We start from the raw sequence: 18,803 nt of genomic DNA, 5'->3' as shown, positions 1-18,803 counted from the left end.
ACTCAATATAGACAATGCTTTAGCAAACTATATGTAACCTGAACCAATCCGGGGAAATAGTTATTTGTTCGGACATTTGTTCCGGGCTTTTTGTTTTTCCTGCCCAGCACCCAGCTAATGACAGCCGATTGCCGAGCGTCGACGTTCACCGTCGGCATGCCGTCATCGTCGCCCTGCTTTCACTCCCAGAAGCTCTCTAAGCGCTCCCTCTTGCAACCCGATGCACAATGCGGCCGTGGCGTCATGTAGCGTGGCCGACACCCGTCACCGGGCCTGCCAAACCGCCGATGTCCCGGAACGCCAGGCGGTAATGGGTTGCCAAGGCTGGAACCATTCACCCATAGGGCATACCATGATGCTCTACCCCACCCCCCGTCAGCCATGCCCACCGATCCGGTGGTCAGCACGCGTTCCCACAAGGAGATAACGTTATGAAATGCCTGGCATTACGGCATGTAGCCTTTGAAGACTTGGGCGTCTTCGACACCGTATTGAAACAGTTCGGCTATGACGTCGAGTACCGCCAGGCCGGCATCGACCGGATGGAGGCTGACGACTGGCTCAGCCCCGACCTGCTGGTGGTACTGGGGGGCCCCATTGGCGTCTACGAACAGGCTGATTACCCTTGGTTGGGGGGCGAGATCGATGGCGTGGCCCGACGCCTGACTCAGGGTCGGCCGACGCTGGGCATCTGCCTGGGCGCACAGATCATGGCTGCGGCGCTCGGGGCCCGGGTCTACCCCGGCCGGGCGAAGGAAATCGGCTGGGGCGCGGTCTCGCTCTCGGCGGACGGCAATCGCTCCAGCCTGTCTTGTTTGCAAGAGGTGCCGCTGCTGCACTGGCATGGCGACACGTTCGACCTGCCGGCCGGCGCACAGCTGCTCGCGTCCACCGAGCTGACCCCGCACCAGGCTTTTGCCTGGGGCAACAACGCGCTTGCGCTACAGTTCCACCCCGAAGTCGACGGCCATCTGATCGAGGCGTGGCTGATCGGACACAGCGGCGAGTTGCAGCATGCCGGCCTGTCGGTTCCCGAACTGCGCGCCGCCAGCCACCGCTTCGCCGACCACGCGGCCCGGGCCGGCGCGGCGATGCTGGGCGCCTGGCTGCAGCAACAGGGTACGACACGATGCGAATAACGGTGGATGCCCTGCTGATCGGCCGTTCCGCACCGCTGGCCGGCACCTCTCACCAGAGTGGAATCCACAAGAGCCTGGTTGCGATGCCGCTTTGGCTATCGGAACAGGGCTTCGACGGTGACGAACAGGCGGACCGGCGGGTGCACGGCGGTCCGGAAAAGGCCGTTCATCATTACCCGCGCGATCACTACCCCGCCTGGATCGAGCAGTTGGGCGCGCAGCCGCTGCTACTGGCGCCAGGCGCCTTCGGCGAAAACCTCTCGACTCACGGCCTCACCGAGGAATCTATCTGTGTGGGGGATGTTTTCGAGCTGGGCCAGACGGTGGTGCAGGTGTCGCAGGGACGCCAGCCGTGCTGGAAGCTGAATGCCCGCCTGGGGCACAAAGGAGCGGCCAGGTTGATGCAGGACATGGGCCGGACCGGCTGGTATTACCGTGTGCTGCAAACCGGCTGGGTGCGCCCGGGCGATGCGCTTGTGCTCGCCGAGCGTCCCGAACCAGCCTGGCCCTTGCTGAGGGTGATCCACGCGCTGTTCGGGCGAGAGTCCGAGCACATGCGCGAGTGGGCCGCCGCCGCCGAGCTGGCGCCACTGGCCGAGAACTGGAAACGCACCTTCCGGCGCCGCCTCGAGAGCGGCGCCGTGGAAGACTGGTCGAGACGGCTGGAAGGCTGAAGGCGTGGCCGGAGCCGATCTTCCCGGCTTCGGCCAACTCCGCCCCCGGCACGGGCGCGACGGGGCGAACCGCGCTCAGAACCTGTTTACGATCTCGCGGGCTAGAGCGAGACAAGGCAAAAACGGCTGAGGAAGCGGCGTTTACACATGGTAAATGAGCATTCCGAAGACGGCTTTAACGCCGTCTCGCCGACGCGCAGCAGATCGTAAACGGGTTCTCAGGGCAGCCGCGCCTGCGGCGTGATCTGGCACGGGTCGACCTTCAGCTCGATCAGCGCCGGACGACCGGCCTCGGTGGCGCGGGCGAACGCGGCCGGGAAGTCCTCGCTGCGTTCCACCACTTCGGCGTGCGCGCCCAACGCCCGCGCCAGCGCGACGAAATCCGGGTTTTGCAAATCCGTGGCGAAGGGGCGCGAGGGGTATTCGCGTTCCTGGTGCATGCGGATGGTGCCGTACATGCCGTTGTTGACCACGATCACCACCACCGCCGCACCGAATTGCCGCGCCGTGGCGAGTTCCTGCGGGTACATCATGAAGCAGCCGTCACCGGCGAAGCACACCACCTGCCGCTCGGGGTGCTGCAGCTTGGCGGCAATCGCCGCCGGCAGGCCATAGCCCATGGCCCCGTTGGTCGGCGCGAGCTCGGTGGCGGGCCGGCGGTAGCGGTAGAAACGGTGCACCCAGACGGCGTAGTTGCCGGCGCCGTTGCTGACGATGGCGTCGGCCGGCAACACTTCGCGCAAGTGCGTCATCACCTTGCCCATGTCGACGCCGCGGTGTTCGGGCGGGGTCGCGGGCGGGGTGCTGAAGGCCAGGTACTCGGCACGGGCATCTTGCGTCCACTGCCACCAGGCATCGCCATCGAGCGGCGGCAGTTCGGCAAGCGCCCCGGCGAAGGCCTGCATCCCGGCATTGATCGGCAGGCGGGCGCGGTAGACCCGGCCCAACTCTTCGGGGTCGGCGTGAACGTGGATCAGGGTCTGTGCCGGCTGCGGGCTGGCGATCAGGGTGTAGCCGTTGCTGGTGACTTCCCCCAGCCGGGTGCCGATGGCAAGGATGAGATCGGCGCCGCGCACCCGTTCGGCCAACTGTGGCGACAGCCCGAAACCGAGATGGCCGACGTAGTGCGGGTCGTCGTTATCGAACAGATCCTGGCGACGGAAGGCGGTGGCCACCGGCAGCGCGTTGGCCGCAACGAAGCGATGCAAGGCCTGGCAGGCTTGCGCGCTCCAGCCACTGCCGCCGACCACCAGCAAGGGGCGCTGGGCAGCACTCAGGAGCCGGTGCAATTCGCTCATGTCGGCTTGAGACGGCGCGGCCTGCACCGCTTGTGCCGCTACCGCCGGCCCCGCCACACCCTGGCTGAACAGGATATCGTCCGGCAGCGCCACCACCACCGGTCCTGGCCGGCCCGACATCGCCACGCTGAAGGCACGCGCCACCACTTCGGGGATGCGCTCGAAGCTATCGATCTGCGTGGCCCACTTGGCCAGGCCGCCGAACATCCTGACGTAGTCGACCTCCTGGAACGCCTCGCGGCCGAGAAAGCCGCGCTCGACTTGGCCGATGAACAGAATCATCGGGGTGGAGTCCTGCATCGCGGTGTGCACGCCGTTGCTGGCATGGGTGGCGCCCGGCCCGCGCGTGACGAAGCAGATGCCGGGGCGCCCGGTGAGCTTGCCGTAAGCGTCGGCCATGTACGAAGCCGCCCCTTCGTGGCGGGTGACGACGGTGCGCACGCCCTGTTCGTCGCGCAAGGCATCGAGCACCGGCAGGTAGCTCTCGCCGGGCACGCAGTACACTGCCTCCACCCCGTTCTTGACCAGTGATTCGACCAGAATCCGCCCGCCGTTACGCGGTGCCTCGATGTCCTGCATGGCAATCCTCTCTAATCTTCCATGAACCGCAATCCTGACGCGGCGTGGTGCGCCGCGACCTGCTCTCGTTCGCCGGGTGGGGTGTGATCGTGCGAAACCGGTGCTCAGTCTCTGCCTTCCCAGTGGCGTGCTCAAGCGATGCATTCTGCTTAGCTCATTCCGGAAACTCATCAACTCGGCAATGGATTCCCTCTGCCGCGCAGGAGCATCGGAGGAGTCAGGCGTAGCGGAACCCGGCATCGGTGGCTCCAGGCGTAGACGGGGCGAGGCAAGAATAGCGCGGCAAGGAATAGCACCTCCACCCCCTCCTGCACTCACGCAGGAACACGCCCGGCAAAGGTGCCGCAGCAAGTTGGCAAACGGGTTCTAAGATGAAAGCAGCGACAGGCAGGAGTGAACCATGGATACAGGCAAGGTTGCGGTCATCGTCGGCGTCGGCCCGGGTCTGGGCTGCGCCCTGGCACAGCGTTTCGCCCGCGCCGAGATGCACGTGGCACTGGTGGCGCGCGACGTGAACAAGCTGGAAGGGCTGGCGGCCGACTGCACCGGCGTGCATCACGCCGGCCGGGCTTACGGCTGCGATGCTACCGACGAGGCGGCGGTCGAGGCGCTGTTCCAGAATATCCGTAGCGACCTGGGAGAACCGGACCTGGTGGTGTACAACGCCGGGCGTTTTGCCCCGGCGGGTCTGCTCGATACCAGCCGCGAGGAGTTCGAGCGCTGCTGGCGGGTGGGTTGTCTGGGGGGCTTTCTGGTCGGGCGTGCCGCGGCGCGCGGCATGGTGGCGCACATCGAGAACGGTGGCGCCGGCGGCACCATCCTGTTCACCGGGGCGACGGCCAGCCTGCGCGGCAGCGCAGGCTTCCATAACCTGGCGGTGGGCAAGTTCGGCCTGCGCGCGCTGGCGCAGAGCATGGCGCGCGAGTTGCAGCCCAAGGGCATTCACGTCGCCCACGTGGTGCTCGACGGCCACATCCGACCGCAGTCACCAGGAGAACTCGGCTCCGCACCGAACCCCGACGACATGCTGGACCCGGCGGCCATCGCCGAGGCCTACTACCAGCTCTACCGTCAGCCGCGCAGCGCCTGGACGCACGAACTGGACCTGCGCCCCTGGACGGAGCGCTTCTGAGGCCGGTCCAGACCGGTCACCGCAAGCCAACGGGACGCGTGCCGGCAGAGGCAAAAAAAGACGCACCCCCCGCTCGCATTGACTAACCATGCCGCTGTGCGTGCAATCCTGGCATGGTCATTCAAACGGGGGATGCGCATCAGAAATAATCGTACCCTTTTACCGGCACGCTATCCGTCCTGGCTTCTTTCCATTCCTCGAAATCGGCCTTGTGATCCCAGAAGAGATACCAGCCGTGATGCTGGTCCTCGACGACTTCCGGATGTTCGGCAAGAAAGCCGTCCATGAACTCGGTGAACGGCGATACGTAGCCGGAATGACCCACCCGGTACGGTTCCCTCGGGGCAATCATCGTCTCACCCTCCCGTTACAACTTCCATGGCGGGAAAAACCGCCACTAGGTTAGAGATTTTTCGAGTCGGGGTGGTTCCCGTTCCATCCGCATATAGTGACGTGCGTTACAATTCCAACACGCTGAAAAAAAAGGAATTATTTTTGATTAACAGTTGTTGCACTACGCACTTTCACCTGTCACGCCGGTCTAACAAGAGGCGCAGAGTGCGCCCCGTTCGATTGAGTGCTGAAAGGAGTTTGCTATGGATCTTCACATGCATTCGCATCAGCTGACACATCGGCTGCCCGACTGGCGGGCGGCGTCGCTGGCTGGGGTTCTGGCAGGTGTGGTTTTCCTGCTGCTGGACATGCTGGCCATGGTTATGGCGGGTGGCAGCCCGTGGGCTCCTACTCACATGATCGCCGCCATCGTCATGGGCAATTCGGCACTGGGGTCGCCGGCGATGTTCAATATCGGCATCGTGGTGGTTGCCCTGATCGTGCACTTTGCGCTGGCTATCGGCATGGGATTGATCCTGGGTCTGATCATGGCACCGTTCCACTTCGACTCGAGCTGGGGCATGGCCTCGGCGGTAGGGGTGGTGTTCGGTTTCGTGATCTACGTGGTCAATTTCTACGGCATGACCCAGTTCTTCCCGTGGTTCGCAGAGGCCCGCAGCTGGACGACGCTGATCGCCCACCTGGTATTCGGTATTGTGGCGGCAGATGCCTACCTGAAACTGGAACGTAAAGAACCCGACAGAGACATGTCGGAAATGGCTCGCTGACCGAGCAAACACCCAGCCCGGGGCATCCCCGGGCTTTTCCATGCCTGCCGGCTTCGGCCAACGTTGGCCGAAGAAGCATGTTCAGCGGCGGATCAGCGCGACAGCGGCAGCAGCCCGGCCAGACGCTCGAGCCGAAGGTGTTGTTCCAGCGAATCGGCCAGGCGGTCGATGTGCTGCTCGCGCAGGGCGCGGTAATCGAGCGGCCGCGGTTCTTGCAGCCCGGCCCAGGCGAGCAGCGCACGGCAGGCCTCGGCATGGTCGAACAGGCCGTGCAGATAGGTGCCGAGGATCTGGCCATCGTCCGACACGGCGCCTTCGCCGCCGCCGGCCAAGCTCACCGCCGGGCGGGCCAGCGCCGGGCCGCTCGACACCCCCATGTGAATCTCGTAGCCGCTCACCGCGGCATCCGCCACCGTGAGCCGCCCTTCCACCCGTTCCAGGCGCTTGTGTTCGGTGAGCGTGGTTGCCATGTCGAAGAGATTGAGCCCCGGCGTGCTGCCGGCCTCGCTCTCCAGCCCAAGCGGGTCGTGGATGTGCCCACCGAGCATCTGGAAGCCACCGCAGATACCGATCAGCTTGCCGCCCAGGCGCAGGTGGCGGCGGATCGCTGGCTCCCAACCGTTGGCGCGCAGCCAGGCCAGATCGTTGCGGGTGTTCTTGCTGCCGGGCAGCACGATCAGGTCGGCCGGCGGAATCGCCTGCCCCGCCCCGACCAGGGTCAATTCGACCTGCGGGTGCAGGCGCAGCGGGTCGAAATCGGTGTGGTTGCTCAGGCGCGGGAGCACCGGCGCCACCACGCGCAGGCGCTCGGTGCTGCGCGCGCCGCCCGGCGCGTTCTGGCGCGTGAGGCTGTCCTCGGCCTCGATGTGCAGCCCCATGAGATACGGCAGCACCCCCAGCACCGGCTTGCCGGTGTACTGTTCGAGCCAGTCGAGCCCCGGCTGCAGCAGCGCGAGGTCGCCGCGGAAGCGGTTGATGACGAAGCCGACCACGCGGCGCTGTTCCGATTCCGACAACAGCGCCAGGGTGCCGACCAGGTGCGCGAACACGCCGCCGCGGTCGATGTCGGCCACCAGAATCACCGGGCAGTCCACCGCCTCGGCAAAGCCCATATTGGCGATGTCGCCCTCGCGCAGGTTGATCTCGGCCGGGCTGCCCGCCCCTTCCACCACGATGCAGTCGTACTGTTCGGCCAACCTTTGGTGCGATTGCAGCACCGCCTTCATCGCCTCGGGCTTGTAGCGGTGATAAACCGAAGCTTCCATATTGCCGATGGCGCGGCCCTGCACGATGACCTGGGAACCGACGTTGCTGTTGGGCTTGAGCAGGATCGGATTCATGTCGGTATGGGGCTCGACACCGCAGGCCTGCGCCTGCACCGCCTGCGAGCGGCCGATCTCGCCGCCGTCGACGGTCACGGCGCTGTTGAGCGCCATGTTCTGCGGCTTGAACGGGGCGGTACGGATGTCGCGACGCGCCAACAGGCGGCACAGCCCGGTGGCCAGCGTGCTCTTGCCGGCGTCCGAGGTTGTACCCTGGATCATGATGGTTTTGGCTGGCATGGTTTGACTCCGGGCGCGCTTTTTCCTGGCGATCATCCTAGAATGACGCCTTTCGTATTGATGGTGATCGATGCGCGGCGTGCTTCAGCGCAACGTCATCGACCGGCAAAGCCGGAATTATATAGGCGCACTTCGTGACTTCCCCCGTTTTTCTGCTGTTGGCTGTTCTCCTCGACAAACTCTTCGGCGAGCCGCCGCGCTGGCATCCCCTGGTCGGCTTCGGCAAGCTGGTGCGCTGGCTGGAACGCCGGCTCTACCCGGCCGCCCCGGCGCAGGAAACCGAGCAGCGCATGCGCTTGCGCGGCGCGATCGGCATCGCCCTGCTCCTGATTCCGTTCACCCTGCTGGCGGCGCTGCTGGCCTGGCTGCCCTTCATCGGCGTGTTCTACAGCGTGGTGCTGCTCTACCTCGCCATCGGCGCCAAGAGCCTGACCCAGCACGCCGAGGCGGTGATCGAGGCGCTGGAGCGGCACGACCTGCCGCTGGCGCGCCAGCGCGTCGGCATGATCGTGAGCCGCGACACCTCGCAGCTTTCCAAGCAGGACGTGGCGCGCGCCACCATCGAATCGGTGCTGGAAAACGGCAGCGACGCCATCTTCGCCGCGCTGTTCTGGTTCCTGCTCTTGGGCGCGCCCGGCGCGGTGCTGTACCGGCTCGCCAACACGCTGGACGCGATGTGGGGCTACCGGAACGAGCGCTACCTGCATTTCGGCTGGGCGGCGGCACGCTTCGACGACGTGCTGAACTTCATTCCGGCGCGGCTCACCGCGCTGACCTATATCGCGCTGGGCGACCGGCGCGCCGGCTGGGCGTGCTGGCGCGCGCAGGCGCCGACTTGGTACAGCCCCAACGCCGGCCCAGTGATGGCGGCCGGTGCCGGCGCGCTGGGTGTGGCGCTGGGCGGTGCGGCCAGCTACCACGGCCAGCTCAAGGCGCGTCCGGCGCTGGGGCTGGAACGCGCCCCGGATTGCGGCGACATCCGCCGCGCCGTGCGCCTGGTGCAGCGCGGTCTGTGGCTGTGGGTCGGCATCGGCCTGCTGCTGGCGCTGGTGACGGGAGGCCTCAATGCTTGACCACGGCGGCGGCATCTTGGCGGCGGCGCGCCGTTTCAACATCCCGGTGGAAGACTGGCTCGACCTCTCCACCGGGCTCAACCCGCACGGCTGGCCGGTGCCGGCGATTCCGGCATCGGCCTGGCAGCGCCTGCCGGAAACGGCGGACGGGCTGGAAGCCGCCGCAGCCGGGTATTACGGCTGCGCTGCGCTGCTGCCGGTGGCGGGCTCGCAACCGGCGATCCAGGCGCTGCCGCGGCTGCGCCCGCCCTGCCGGGTCGGCCTGCTGGCCGCCACCTACGCCGAGCACCCGCACGCCTGGGCACGGCACGGCCACGAGGTGGTGCGCCTGACGCCGGAACGCATCGACGCGGCGCTCGATTCGCTCGACGTGCTCTTGGTCTGCAACCCCAACAACCCGACCGGCTGGTCCGCCACGCCGGGCCAGTTGGACGCCTGGCACGCGCGGCTGGCGGTGCGTGGCGGCTGGCTGGTGGTGGACGAGGCCTTCATGGATTGCACGCCGGAGCACAGCATGCTGCCGCGCATCGGCGCGCCGGGGCTGATCGTGCTGCGCTCGATCGGCAAGTTCTTCGGCCTGGCCGGCGCCCGCGCCGGCTTCGTGTTCGCCGGACGCGAGCTGCTCGCCCGGCTGCAGGAAGAGCTCGGGCCATGGACGCTGAGCGGGCCGGCGCGCGTGGCGGTGCGGCTGGCCTTGCAGGACACGGCCTGGCAGGCGCGCACGCGCGAGCGGCTGGCCGCCGACAGCGCCCGGCTCGCCCGGCTGCTGGCCGCGCACGGCCTCGCCCCCGATGGCGGCAGCGCGCTGTTCCAGTGGCTGGCACACCCCGCCGCCGCCGCGCTGCACGACTTCCTGGCCCGCCGCGGCATCCTGATCCGCCTCTTTGCCGAAACCGGCAGCGTCCGCTTCGGCCTGCCGGCGAGCGAGGCCGCCTGGTTGCGGCTGGAGGCCGCGCTGGAGGGTTGGTGTATACCTCAAGAGGAGGCATGCACCGACCTTGAACACAACACGCAACGCTAACGGCGGCCCGCCCCGCGCCATCCGGCTTGGTCTGCGGGCGAACCTGGCCCAGTTCAGCCTGCTGGTGCTGGTCAACGCCTTCGTCGGCGCCATGGCCGGCATGGAGCGCTCGATCCTCCCCGCCATCGCCGAGCGGGAATTCCATCTGGCGGCGCACACCGCCATCCTCGCCTTCATCGTGGTGTTCGGCGTCTCCAAGGCACTGACCAATTACGTCGCCGGCCGTTTCGCCGACGTGTACGGCCGCAAGACCATCCTCGTCGCCGGCTGGCTGATCGCCACGCCGGTACCGTTCCTGCTGATGTGGGCGCCATCGTGGAACTGGGTGCTGCTGGCCAACGTGCTGCTGGGCGTAAGCCAGGGCCTGACCTGGTCCATCACGGTCATCATGAAGATCGACCTGGCCGGCCCGCTCAACCGGGGGCTGGCGATGGGCATCAACGAGTTCGCCGGCTATGTCGCGGTCGGCGCGGCGGCGCTCGCCACCGGCTGGCTTGCCGCCCGCTACGGGCTGCGGCCGCAGCCGTTCTACCTGGGCGTGGCCTTCGTGCTGGCGGGCCTGCTGCTGTCGCTGCTGGCAGTGCGCGAGACGCACGCCCATGCCCGGCACGAAGCGCTGCAGCGGCAGCCGGGCGGGCGCCCCGACCTGCCCTCGCCCGGGACGATCTTCTGGCGCACCAGCTGGCAGGACCGCAACCTGTCGTCCATCTGCCAGGCGGGTTTGGTCAACAATCTCAACGACGGCATGGCCTGGGGCCTGTTTCCGCTGGCCTTCGCCGCCGCCGGCATGAGCCTGACGCAGATTGGCTGGCTGGCCGCCGTCTACCCTGCGGTGTGGGGCGGCTGCCAGCTCGTGACCGGAGCCATGTCCGACCGCATCGGCCGCAAGGGGCTGATCGTGGCCGGCATGTGGCTGCAGGCGGCCGGCATCGTCGTCACCGCCGGCAGCCTGCGCTTCTCCGGCTTTCTCGCCGGCGCGGTGCTGCTGGGCGTCGGCACGGCGATGGTCTACCCCACCCTGCTGGCGGCCATCGGCGACGTGGCGCATCCGGGCTGGCGGGCCTCGGCGGTGGGGGTGTACCGCCTGTGGCGCGACCTCGGCTACGCCATCGGCGCCCTGTTGTCCGGGGTGGTGGCCGACCTGTTCGGCATGGCCAGCGCGATCTGGCTGGTGGCCGGGCTGACATTCCTTTCCGGGGCGATTGCCGCGGTACGCCTGCAGGAAACGCATACGACTTCCCGCTGACACGAGCGCCCCTCATCGCGCGGCACAGCCGGACGGCATCGCCGCGTTTGTTCACAAGCCCGCCGCCCTCACGTATCATCCTGCCCCTAAGTGACGGTGACGGGAACGTGGTGCGATGCCACGGCTGCCCCCGCAACTGTAAGCGACGAGCCGGCGCCACGATGCCACTGGAGCGATCCGGGAAGGCGGCGCCCGGCGGTGAAGCGCGAGCCAGGAGACCGGCCGTCACCGATGTCGACACAGGCAGAAGCCGGGCGGGGTGCACCGGGGGAATGCAGGAACCGCCTTGGGCAGTTCGTGCCCTCGCCTGTGGCGACGTAACCAGCTCGAGGGCAATCAACGACATGACGTTGCATCATCCCAGCCGGCCAGGCGGCCGTAGCCGCCTCGTCGGCATACTGGCGTTCCTCTTCATCGCCAACCTGCTCGCCTGGGCGTGGGCGTTTTCCGCGTTCTCGGCACAGCCGGCGCTGCTCGGCACCGCACTGCTGGCCTACCTGTTCGGCCTGCGCCACGCGGTCGATCCCGACCATATCGCCGCCATCGACAACGTGGTGCGCAAGCTGATGCAGGAAGGCAAGCAGCCCTATGCGGCGGGGTTTTTCTTCTCGATCGGCCATTCCGCGCTGATCGTGCTGGCGGTCGCCATCATCGTCACCACCACGGAAGCCTTGCAAAGCCGCTTCGCCGCCTTCAAGACCCTCGGCGGCCTCGTCTCGACCAGCGTTTCGGCCTTCTTCCTGCTGGCCATCGCCCTCACCAACCTGATGATCCTCAAGGGCGTCTGGCGCAACTTCCAGCGCGTGAAACGCGGCGAGGACGTCAGCGCCGAAGAGATGAACCTGCTGCTGTCGGGACAGGGCCTGCTCGCCCGCCTGTTCCGGCCGCTGTTCCGGCTGGTGACGAAGAGCTGGCACATGTTCCCGATCGGCTTCCTGTTCGGCCTGGGCTTCGACACCGCCACCGAGATCGGCCTGTTTTCCGTTTCCGCCTCCCATGCCTCGGCGGGGACGTCGCTGTGGAACGTCATGGTGTTCCCGGTGCTGTTCACCGCCGGCATGGCGCTGGTGGACACCCTGGACAGCATGCTGATGGTGGGCGCTTACGGCTGGGCCTTCGTCAATCCGCTGCGCAAGCTCTGGTACAACCTCACCATCACCACGATCTCAGTGCTGGTCGCCTTCGGCATCGGCGGCATCGAGGCGCTGGGCCTCCTGGCCAGCCAGCTGCAACTGACCGGCGCGTTCTGGGACGGCGTCGCCCTGCTGAACGAGAGCCTGGCCCATTTTGGCTACCTGGTGATCGGCATCTTCATCGCCAGCTGGGTCGTTTCGGCCGGCATTTACCGGTGGCGCGGCTATGAAGTGCGCTACGGCAAGGCACAGGACAGTCTATGAGAACCCATTACAAACACGTGCTGATGTGCACCGGTCCGCGCTGCACCGAGAACGGCGTCGAGGCCGAGGCCATGTTCAAGACGCTGGGCCAGACCATCGACGCCTGCGAGGGCTTGCGCGTCAAACGCACCCGCACCCATTGCTTCGCGGTGTGCAAGGAAGGCCCGATCGTCGCCGTGTATCCGGACGGCGTGTGGTACCGCAAGGTGGATGCAACGGCAATCCAGCGCATCGTGCACGAGCACCTGGCGGGCGGCTGCCCGGTCGAGGAACTGGTGTTCCACCGCCTGGGCATCGGCGACATCGAACAAGGAGAGCAGCCATGAGCGCCCCCAACCGCGGCGGCATCGTGCTGCTGACCCACGCCGGCACCGACCTCACCGCGCTGCACCGCGCCGAGACCGAGCTGCCCGAGGGCTTCGTGCCGGTGGCCGGCGTCAACCTGCAAACCGTCGACAGCGCCGAACGCATGGCCGCGCTGCTGGCGGGCCCCCTTGCCGATACCCGCATCGTGGTGGTGCGGGTGCTGGGCCGCGCCCAGACCATCCCCGGCTTCGAAGAACTGCTGAAGGACGCGAAAGCCCACGAGCGCGCCCTGATCGTGGTGAGCGGCACCGGCGAGCCGGACCCCGAACTCGCCGCCCTATCGTCGGTGCCGCCGGCGCTGCAGCACGAGGTCACCGCCTACCTGCAGGCAGGCGGCAGCGGCAACATGGCGCAGTTGCTGCGCTGCCTGTCCGACCGGCTGCTGATGAGCGGCTTCGGCTACCAGCCCCCCACCCCGCTGCCCGAGCATGGCATCTACCACCCGGAGCTGTCGGGCCTCGCCACGCTGGACGAGTGGGCGGCGATCCGCCAGCCGGACTGGCCGACGGTCGGCATCACCTTCTACCGCGCGCACTGGATGAGCGGCAACACCCGCTTCATCGATATGTTGGTCGACATGTTGGCCGAACGCCGGCTCAACGCCCTGCCGGTGTACACCGCCTCGCTTAGGACGCTCGACGAGACCGGCATGCCGGCGGCGCTGCAGTTTTTTGGGGAACCTCGTCCATCCGTCGCGAGCGAGTCGAGTGCAAGGCGCCCGGAGCACAGCGACCGAGATAGTACAAACGGTACAGCGAGGGAGCGAGCACCGCGTAACGCAGCAATCGACTCGCGCAGCAGGATGGCCGGGGTTCCCGTGATCGATGTGCTGATCAACACCACGTCCTTCGCCATGGGCGACGTCAACGCCGACGGCCCCACCGCCGCCGGCTGGTCGGTGGCAGCGTTCGAGCGACTCGACATCCCTGTGATCCAAGCGATCACCAGCAGCATGACGCAGCAGCAATGGGAAGCCTCCGAGCGCGGGCTCAACCCGCTCGACACCGCGATGAACGTGGCGCTGCCGGAGTTCGACGGGCGCATCGTCAGCGTGCCGATGTCGTTCAAGCACGACGAGGACGAGACCCACTACGCGCCGTTGGCGGACCGGGTGCGCCGCGTCGCCGGCATCGCCGCGCGCCAGGTGGCGCTGCGCCGCATTCCGGCCGAAAACAAGCGCATCGCCTTCATCTTCACCAATTCCAACAGCAAGGCCTCGCAGATCGGCAACGCCGTCGGCCTCGATTCGCCGGCCTCGCTGTTCACCCTGCTGCACGCCATGCGCGAGCAGGGTTACCACCTGCCCGGCCTGCCGGAATCGAGCGACGCGCTGATCCACGAGCTGATCGACCGCGGCGCCTACGACGAGGACTACCTGACGGCGGATCAATTAAGCAAAGCCATCGCCAGCGTGCCGGCGGCGCGCTACGCCGAGTGGTTCGGCCAGCTGCCCGACCTGCTGCAGCAAAAAATGCTGGAACGCTGGGGCGAGGCGCCCGGCAGCGCCTACGTGCACGAGGGCAAACTGGTGTTCGCCGGGCTGGAGTTCGGCAACGCCTTCGTCGCGCTGCAACCGCCGCGCGGCTACGGCATGGACCCGGACGCGATCTACCACACCCCGGACCTGCCGCCGACCCACCACTACTACGCGCTGTATTGCTGGCTGCGCGACGACTGGAAAGCCGACGCCATCGTCCACGTCGGCAAGCACGGCACGCTGGAATGGCTGCCGGGCAAGGGCGTAGGGGTGTCGGAACACTGCTTCCCGGACGCGCTGCTCGGCGACCTGCCGATGTTCTACCCGTTCATCCTGAACGACCCGGGCGAAGGCTCGCAGGCCAAGCGCCGCGCCCACTCGGTGATCATCGACCACCTCACGCCGCCGATGACCACCGCCGACACCTATGGGCCCTTGGCGCAGCTCACGCAGTTGGTGGACGAGTACTACCAGGTGGAGATGCTGGACCCGGCCAAGCTGCCGCTGTTGCAGCAGCAGATCTGGGACCTGATCAAGGAAGCCAAGCTCGACAGCGATCTGGCGGCGATGCTGGGCCACGACCACGATCATGGGCATGCGCACGAGCATCATGATCACCACGGTCACGAGCACGGTCATCATGAGCATGATCATGACCATCATGAGCATGCTCACCCGCACGCGGCAGCGACACCGGCCAGCAAGTACCGGATGCAGCCGGTCAAGCCCGCCATGAAGCAGACCGGCGCGGCGGCCAGCGTCGGCGGCCAGTACCGTCCGACGGCCGCCAAGCCGCACAGCCACGGACACGACCACCACCACGGTCATGGCCATGACCATCATCACCATGGCCATCATGATCACGATCATCACGACCATGACCACCACCACGAGTGGGACGCCACGCTGAACGAAGACGGCGTGCCGCTGACGCTGGCCAAGATGGAAGGCGTGGACGTCGCCCACCTGATCGAGGACATCGACGGCTACCTGTGCGAGCTGGGCGCGGCGCAGATCCGCGACGGCCTGCACATCCTCGGCAAGGTGCCGCAGGGCGAGGCGCTGGTGGACATGGTGTGCGCGCTGGTGCGCCTGCCCAACCTGGCCATCCCCAGCCTGCCGGCGAGCATCGCCGCGGCGCTGGGCATGGACTGGAATGGACTGCAGGACGACAAGGGCAAGCGGCTGGAAAACGTCCCGCCGCAGCTGCAGGCGCTGGCCGGCACGCCGCTGGTGACGCGTGCCGACGCACTCGACGCGGTCAATGCGCTGGGCCGCCGCCTGGTGGCCACGTTGGCCGAACACGGCTTCGACGCGAGCGTGATCGACGCAACGTTGGCCGAAGCGCTGCCCGGCAGCGCCGACACCGGCGCGATCAAGACCACCCTCGCCTTCGTCTGCCGCGAGCTGGTGCCCAACCTGGCACGCACCACGGAAGAGATCGCCAACTTGCTGCACGGCCTCGCCGGCGGCTACGTGCCGGCCGGCCCCAGCGGCGCGCCGACACGCGGCATGGCGCACGTGCTGCCCACCGGCCGCAATTTCTACTCGGTCGACCCGCGCAGCCTGCCCTCGCAGGCCGCCTGGCGCATCGGCACCGAGCTGGCGAACGAAGTGCTGGCGCGCCACCGCAAGGAAACCGGGCACCTGCCGGAGACGGTCAGCATCAGCGTGTGGGGCACCAGCGCGATGCGCACCCACGGCGACGACATCGCCGAAATCCTGGCACTGCTCGGCGTGCGTCCGCGCTGGCAGGCGGAGAGCCGCCGCATCACCGGCATCGAGGTGATCCCGCTCGCGGAACTCGCCCGCCCGCGCATCGACGTCACCGTGCGCATCAGCGGCTTCTTCCGCGACGCCTTCCCGCACCTGATCCACCTCGTCGACGAGGCGGTGCACACCGTGGCGCGACTGGATGAACCGGTCGAGCAGAACTTCGTGCGCAAGCACTACCTCGCCGACCTGGGCCACGATCTGTTCCAGGGGCTGCCGTCCGAGGCCGCGGGCCAGCGCGCGCTCTACCGCGTGTTCGGCTCCAAGCCCGGCACCTACGGCGCCGGCATCCTGCCGCTCATCAACGAGCAGAACTGGGAAACCGACGCCGATTTCGCCACCGCCTACATCAACTGGGGCGGCTATGCCTACGGCCAGCGCGACAACGGTACCGACGCGCGTGCCGATTTCCGCCATCGCTTGTCCGGCGTCGAGGTGGCGCTGCACAACCAGGACAACCGCGAACACGACATCTTCGACAGCGACGACTACCTGCAGTACCACGGCGGCATGATCGCCACCATCCGCAGCCTCACCGGCCGCCAGCCGCGCCACTACTTCGGCGACAGCCACAACCCGGACAACCCGGCAGTGCGCGGCCTGAAGGAGGAGGTGCTGCGCGTGTTCCGCTCGCGCGTGGCCAACCCGAAATGGATCGCCAGCATCCAGAAACACGGTTATAAAGGCGGGCTGGAGCTGACCGCCACGGTCGACTACCTGTTCGGCTACGACGCCACCGCGCACGTGGTGGACGATTGGGTGTACGAGCAGTTGGCCGAAACCTACGCACTGGATCAGCAGATGCAGGACTTCTTCGCCGAGAGCAACCCGTGGGCGCTCAACGCCATCACCGAGCGCCTCTTGGAAGCGGCCCAGCGCCGACTGTGGGAAGAACCGAACCCGGACACCCTGGCCGCGCTGCGCGACCTGCACCTGCAAAGCGAGGCGATGCTGGAAGAACGCGGGGAGAGCCCGAAACGATGAAACACCACTACCCCTTCGTCGCCATCGTCGGCCAGGAGCAGCTCAAGCGCGCGCTGTTGCTGTGCGCGGTCGACCCCAGCATGGGCGGCGTGCTGATCCGCGGCGACAAGGGCACCGCCAAGAGCACCGCCGCGCGCGGCTTGGCCGAGGTGCTGCCGCCGATCGCGCGCACCGCCGGCTGCGGCTTCAACTGCGCGCCGGACGCGCCACTGGCCGAGTGCCCGGCCTGCCAGGACCCGGACACGTTGGCCGAAGCCGCGCCGGTGCCCTTCATCAACCTGCCGCTGGGCGCCACCGAAGACCGCGTGCTGGGCAGCCTGGACTTCGAGAAGGCGCTCAAGCACGGCCAGCAGGCGTTCAAGCCGGGCCTGCTGGCGGCGGCGCATCGCGGCCTGCTCTACATCGACGAAATCAACCTGCTCGCCGACCACCTGGTCGACGTGCTGCTCGACGTCGCCGCCATGGGCGTCAACACCGTGCAGCGCGAAGGCCTGTCGGTGAGCCACCCGGCACGCATCACGCTGCTCGGCACGATGAACCAGGAAGAAGGCGAGCTGCGTCCGCAGTTACTCGACCGCTTCGGCATGATGGTGGACGTGAGCGCGCCGCGCGACGCCGCCACCCGCGCCGAGGTGGTACGCCGCCGCCTGGCGTTCGAGGCCGATCCGGCCGGCTTCGCCCGGCGCTGCGCCGACGACACCGCCGCGCTGCGCCAGACCCTGCACGCCGCGCAGGCCGGGCTTGCCGACGTGGCCATGCCCGATTCGCTGTTCGACTTCATCAGCCGGCTGTGCTGCGAGTTCGAGGTCGCCAGCCTGCGCGCCGACATCGTGATGCACAAGGCGGCACGGGCGCTGGCTGCGCTCGACGGCCGGCGCGAGGTGACGGCGGAAGACGTGCGCGACGCCGCCGAGCTGGTGCTGCCGCACCGCCGCCGCAAGAAACCGTTCGAGCAATCCGGCCTGGACCGCGACAAGCTCGACGAGCTGACGCGGCAGGCGTCCGAACCGCCGCCCCCGCCGCCTGCTTCGCAGCCGCCCTCGGGCCAGGACAGCGCGGACAATCGCGGCGGCGAGTCCGAACCGGACAATGCCGAACCGTCGAGCAACAACACCGACGACAATGCCCAGCCGGGCAGCGCCGCCGAGCAGCTGTTCGCCGCCGCCTCCCCCGCCGGCGTCGGCCGCATCGAGGTAGCCGCCTTGCACGCCTCCGAGGCCAGCGGGCGGCGCAGCAGCAGCGAAGGCACGCGCCACGGCCACACCCTGCGCGCCGTGCCGAGCGAGGCGCCGAGCCAGCTCGCGCTGGACGCCACCCTCAAGAGCGCGCTGCTGCGCAACCCGAACGATTTCAGCGTCACCCGCGCCGACCTGCACGACAAGGTGCGCGTCGGCAAGCAGGCCAACCTGATCCTGCTGGTGGTCGACGCCTCCGGCTCGATGGCGGCCAAGCGCCGCATGGAAGCGGTCAAGGGCTGCGTGCTGGGCCTGCTGCAGGACGCCTACCAGCGCCGCGACCAGGTGGCGGTGATCGCCTTCCGCGGCAATGCCGCCGAGCTGGTGCTGCCGCCGACGCGCCAGATCGACCAGGCCGAACGCGCCCTGTCCGAGCTGCCCACCGGCGGGCGCACGCCGTTGGCGCACGCCTTGCAGCTCACCGCCGAGACGCTGGCGCGGCACGCCCGCGCGGACAATCTGACGCCGCTGTTGGTGGTACTCTCCGACGGCCGCGCCAACATCGCGCTCGATACGCGCCAGGACCCGTGGCGCGAGGCGCTGGGGTTGGCCGAAGCCCTGGCCGCCCAGGGCACGCCGGCGCTGGTGCTCGACACCGAGGAAGGCTACGTGCGCCTGGGCCGTGCGCGCGAACTCGCCACGGCACTGCAGGGCGAATACCTGCCGCTCGACACGCTGTCGGTGGAAAGCCTGACGTTGACGATACGGCAGCGGCTGGGCGGCTAA

The 18,803-nt window shown here is 67.8% G+C and carries 14 protein-coding genes and 1 riboswitch; of the genes, 11 read left to right on the top strand and 3 right to left on the bottom strand.

Features of this window, described 5'->3' with window-relative positions; all coding sequences use genetic code 11:
• Positions 1–431: 431 nt before the first annotated feature.
• Positions 432–1,139 carry a glutamine amidotransferase gene (locus tag NH8B_RS09000; protein ID WP_014087007.1) on the top strand — a complete coding sequence of 236 codons (708 nt, stop codon included), beginning with the start codon at positions 432–434 and terminating at the stop codon, positions 1,137–1,139.
• Complete coding sequence (locus tag NH8B_RS08995) at positions 1,130–1,813, top strand: MOSC domain-containing protein (RefSeq protein ID WP_014087006.1); 684 nt, start codon at positions 1,130–1,132, stop codon at positions 1,811–1,813. The genes NH8B_RS09000 and NH8B_RS08995 overlap by 10 nt, the downstream gene beginning before the upstream one ends.
• 218 nt (positions 1,814–2,031) lie before the next feature.
• On the opposite strand, the gene NH8B_RS08990 is transcribed toward NH8B_RS08995, so the two are convergent.
• Positions 2,032–3,690 (bottom strand): thiamine pyrophosphate-binding protein, encoded by a 1,659-nt coding sequence (locus NH8B_RS08990; protein ID WP_041702898.1) that lies wholly within the window; start codon positions 3,688–3,690, stop codon positions 2,032–2,034.
• 400 nt (positions 3,691–4,090) lie between these two features.
• Here NH8B_RS08990 and NH8B_RS08985 point away from each other — a divergent pair, with 400 nt between their 5' ends.
• Complete coding sequence (locus tag NH8B_RS08985) at positions 4,091–4,822, top strand: SDR family NAD(P)-dependent oxidoreductase (RefSeq protein WP_014087004.1); 732 nt, start codon at positions 4,091–4,093, stop codon at positions 4,820–4,822.
• Between the two features lie 139 nt (positions 4,823–4,961).
• On the opposite strand, the gene NH8B_RS08980 is transcribed toward NH8B_RS08985, so the two are convergent.
• Positions 4,962–5,174 carry a DUF3460 family protein gene (locus tag NH8B_RS08980; RefSeq protein ID WP_008954046.1) on the bottom strand — a complete coding sequence of 71 codons (213 nt, stop codon included), beginning with the start codon at positions 5,172–5,174 and terminating at the stop codon, positions 4,962–4,964.
• Positions 5,175–5,418: 244 nt separating this feature from the next.
• Between NH8B_RS08980 and NH8B_RS08975 the strand changes: the two genes are divergently transcribed.
• On the top strand, positions 5,419–5,943 hold the full coding sequence (locus NH8B_RS08975) for a hypothetical protein (protein ID WP_014087003.1): 525 nt from the start codon (positions 5,419–5,421) through the stop codon (positions 5,941–5,943).
• A gap of 92 nt (positions 5,944–6,035) precedes the next feature.
• Here the strand turns inward: NH8B_RS08975 and NH8B_RS08970 are convergent, their stop codons facing one another.
• Positions 6,036–7,505 carry a cobyric acid synthase gene (locus tag NH8B_RS08970; protein ID WP_014087002.1) on the bottom strand — a complete coding sequence of 490 codons (1,470 nt, stop codon included), beginning with the start codon at positions 7,503–7,505 and terminating at the stop codon, positions 6,036–6,038.
• 134 nt (positions 7,506–7,639) lie between these two features.
• Here NH8B_RS08970 and cbiB point away from each other — a divergent pair, with 134 nt between their 5' ends.
• The 7 genes from cbiB (at position 7,640) to NH8B_RS08935 (ending at position 18,803) form a co-directional block, all read left to right on the top strand.
• Positions 7,640–8,578 (top strand): adenosylcobinamide-phosphate synthase CbiB, encoded by a 939-nt coding sequence (gene cbiB / locus NH8B_RS08965; protein ID WP_014087001.1) that lies wholly within the window; start codon positions 7,640–7,642, stop codon positions 8,576–8,578.
• Positions 8,571–9,599: a threonine-phosphate decarboxylase CobD gene (cobD, locus tag NH8B_RS08960; protein ID WP_014087000.1), complete on the top strand. Its 1,029-nt coding sequence runs from the start codon at positions 8,571–8,573 to the stop codon at positions 9,597–9,599. Before cbiB ends, cobD begins: the two co-directional genes overlap by 8 nt.
• A complete protein-coding gene (locus NH8B_RS08955) occupies positions 9,577–10,845 on the top strand; it encodes an MFS transporter (RefSeq protein ID WP_014086999.1) in 1,269 nt (422 codons plus the stop codon). The genes cobD and NH8B_RS08955 overlap by 23 nt, the downstream gene beginning before the upstream one ends.
• 77 nt (positions 10,846–10,922) lie before the next feature.
• A riboswitch (cobalamin riboswitch) is annotated at positions 10,923–11,087 on the top strand.
• A gap of 102 nt (positions 11,088–11,189) precedes the next feature.
• Positions 11,190–12,242, top strand: a complete 1,053-nt coding sequence (locus NH8B_RS08950; RefSeq protein WP_014086998.1) for a HoxN/HupN/NixA family nickel/cobalt transporter — start codon at positions 11,190–11,192, stop codon at positions 12,240–12,242.
• The gene (locus tag NH8B_RS08945; protein WP_014086997.1) at positions 12,239–12,568 is read left to right on the top strand and encodes a (2Fe-2S) ferredoxin domain-containing protein; all 330 of its coding nucleotides are present in this window, start codon (positions 12,239–12,241) and stop codon (positions 12,566–12,568) included. The genes NH8B_RS08950 and NH8B_RS08945 overlap by 4 nt, the downstream gene beginning before the upstream one ends.
• On the top strand, positions 12,565–16,842 hold the full coding sequence (locus tag NH8B_RS08940; RefSeq protein WP_148282956.1) for a cobaltochelatase subunit CobN: 4,278 nt from the start codon (positions 12,565–12,567) through the stop codon (positions 16,840–16,842). The genes NH8B_RS08945 and NH8B_RS08940 overlap by 4 nt, the downstream gene beginning before the upstream one ends.
• Positions 16,839–18,803, top strand: coding sequence for a putative cobaltochelatase (locus NH8B_RS08935; protein WP_014086995.1), 1,965 nt, complete (start codon positions 16,839–16,841; stop codon positions 18,801–18,803). Before NH8B_RS08940 ends, NH8B_RS08935 begins: the two co-directional genes overlap by 4 nt.

This window comes from Pseudogulbenkiania sp. NH8B (genome assembly GCF_000283535.1).
GTDB classification, from domain to species: domain Bacteria; phylum Pseudomonadota; class Gammaproteobacteria; order Burkholderiales; family Chromobacteriaceae; genus Pseudogulbenkiania; species Pseudogulbenkiania ferrooxidans.
This window is presented reverse-complemented; position numbering and strand designations above follow the sequence as displayed.

Excerpts from the sequence above, each read along its gene's own strand:
- NH8B_RS09000 (WP_014087007.1), top strand. The coding sequence starts at position 432 with ATGAAATGCCTGGCATTACGGCATGTAGCCTTTGAAGACTTGGGCGTC.
- NH8B_RS08995 (WP_014087006.1), top strand. The coding sequence starts at position 1,130 with ATGCGAATAACGGTGGATGCCCTGCTGATCGGCCGTTCCGCACCGCTG.
- NH8B_RS08990 (WP_041702898.1), bottom strand. The coding sequence starts at position 3,690 with ATGCAGGACATCGAGGCACCGCGTAACGGCGGGCGGATTCTGGTCGAA.
- NH8B_RS08985 (WP_014087004.1), top strand. The coding sequence starts at position 4,091 with ATGGATACAGGCAAGGTTGCGGTCATCGTCGGCGTCGGCCCGGGTCTG.
- NH8B_RS08980 (WP_008954046.1), bottom strand. The coding sequence starts at position 5,174 with ATGATTGCCCCGAGGGAACCGTACCGGGTGGGTCATTCCGGCTACGTA.
- NH8B_RS08975 (WP_014087003.1), top strand. The coding sequence starts at position 5,419 with ATGGATCTTCACATGCATTCGCATCAGCTGACACATCGGCTGCCCGAC.
- NH8B_RS08970 (WP_014087002.1), bottom strand. The coding sequence starts at position 7,505 with ATGCCAGCCAAAACCATCATGATCCAGGGTACAACCTCGGACGCCGGC.
- cobD (WP_014087000.1), top strand. The coding sequence starts at position 8,571 with ATGCTTGACCACGGCGGCGGCATCTTGGCGGCGGCGCGCCGTTTCAAC.
- NH8B_RS08950 (WP_014086998.1), top strand. The coding sequence starts at position 11,190 with ATGACGTTGCATCATCCCAGCCGGCCAGGCGGCCGTAGCCGCCTCGTC.
- NH8B_RS08945 (WP_014086997.1), top strand. The coding sequence starts at position 12,239 with ATGAGAACCCATTACAAACACGTGCTGATGTGCACCGGTCCGCGCTGC.
- NH8B_RS08940 (WP_148282956.1), top strand. The coding sequence starts at position 12,565 with ATGAGCGCCCCCAACCGCGGCGGCATCGTGCTGCTGACCCACGCCGGC.
- NH8B_RS08935 (WP_014086995.1), top strand. The coding sequence starts at position 16,839 with ATGAAACACCACTACCCCTTCGTCGCCATCGTCGGCCAGGAGCAGCTC.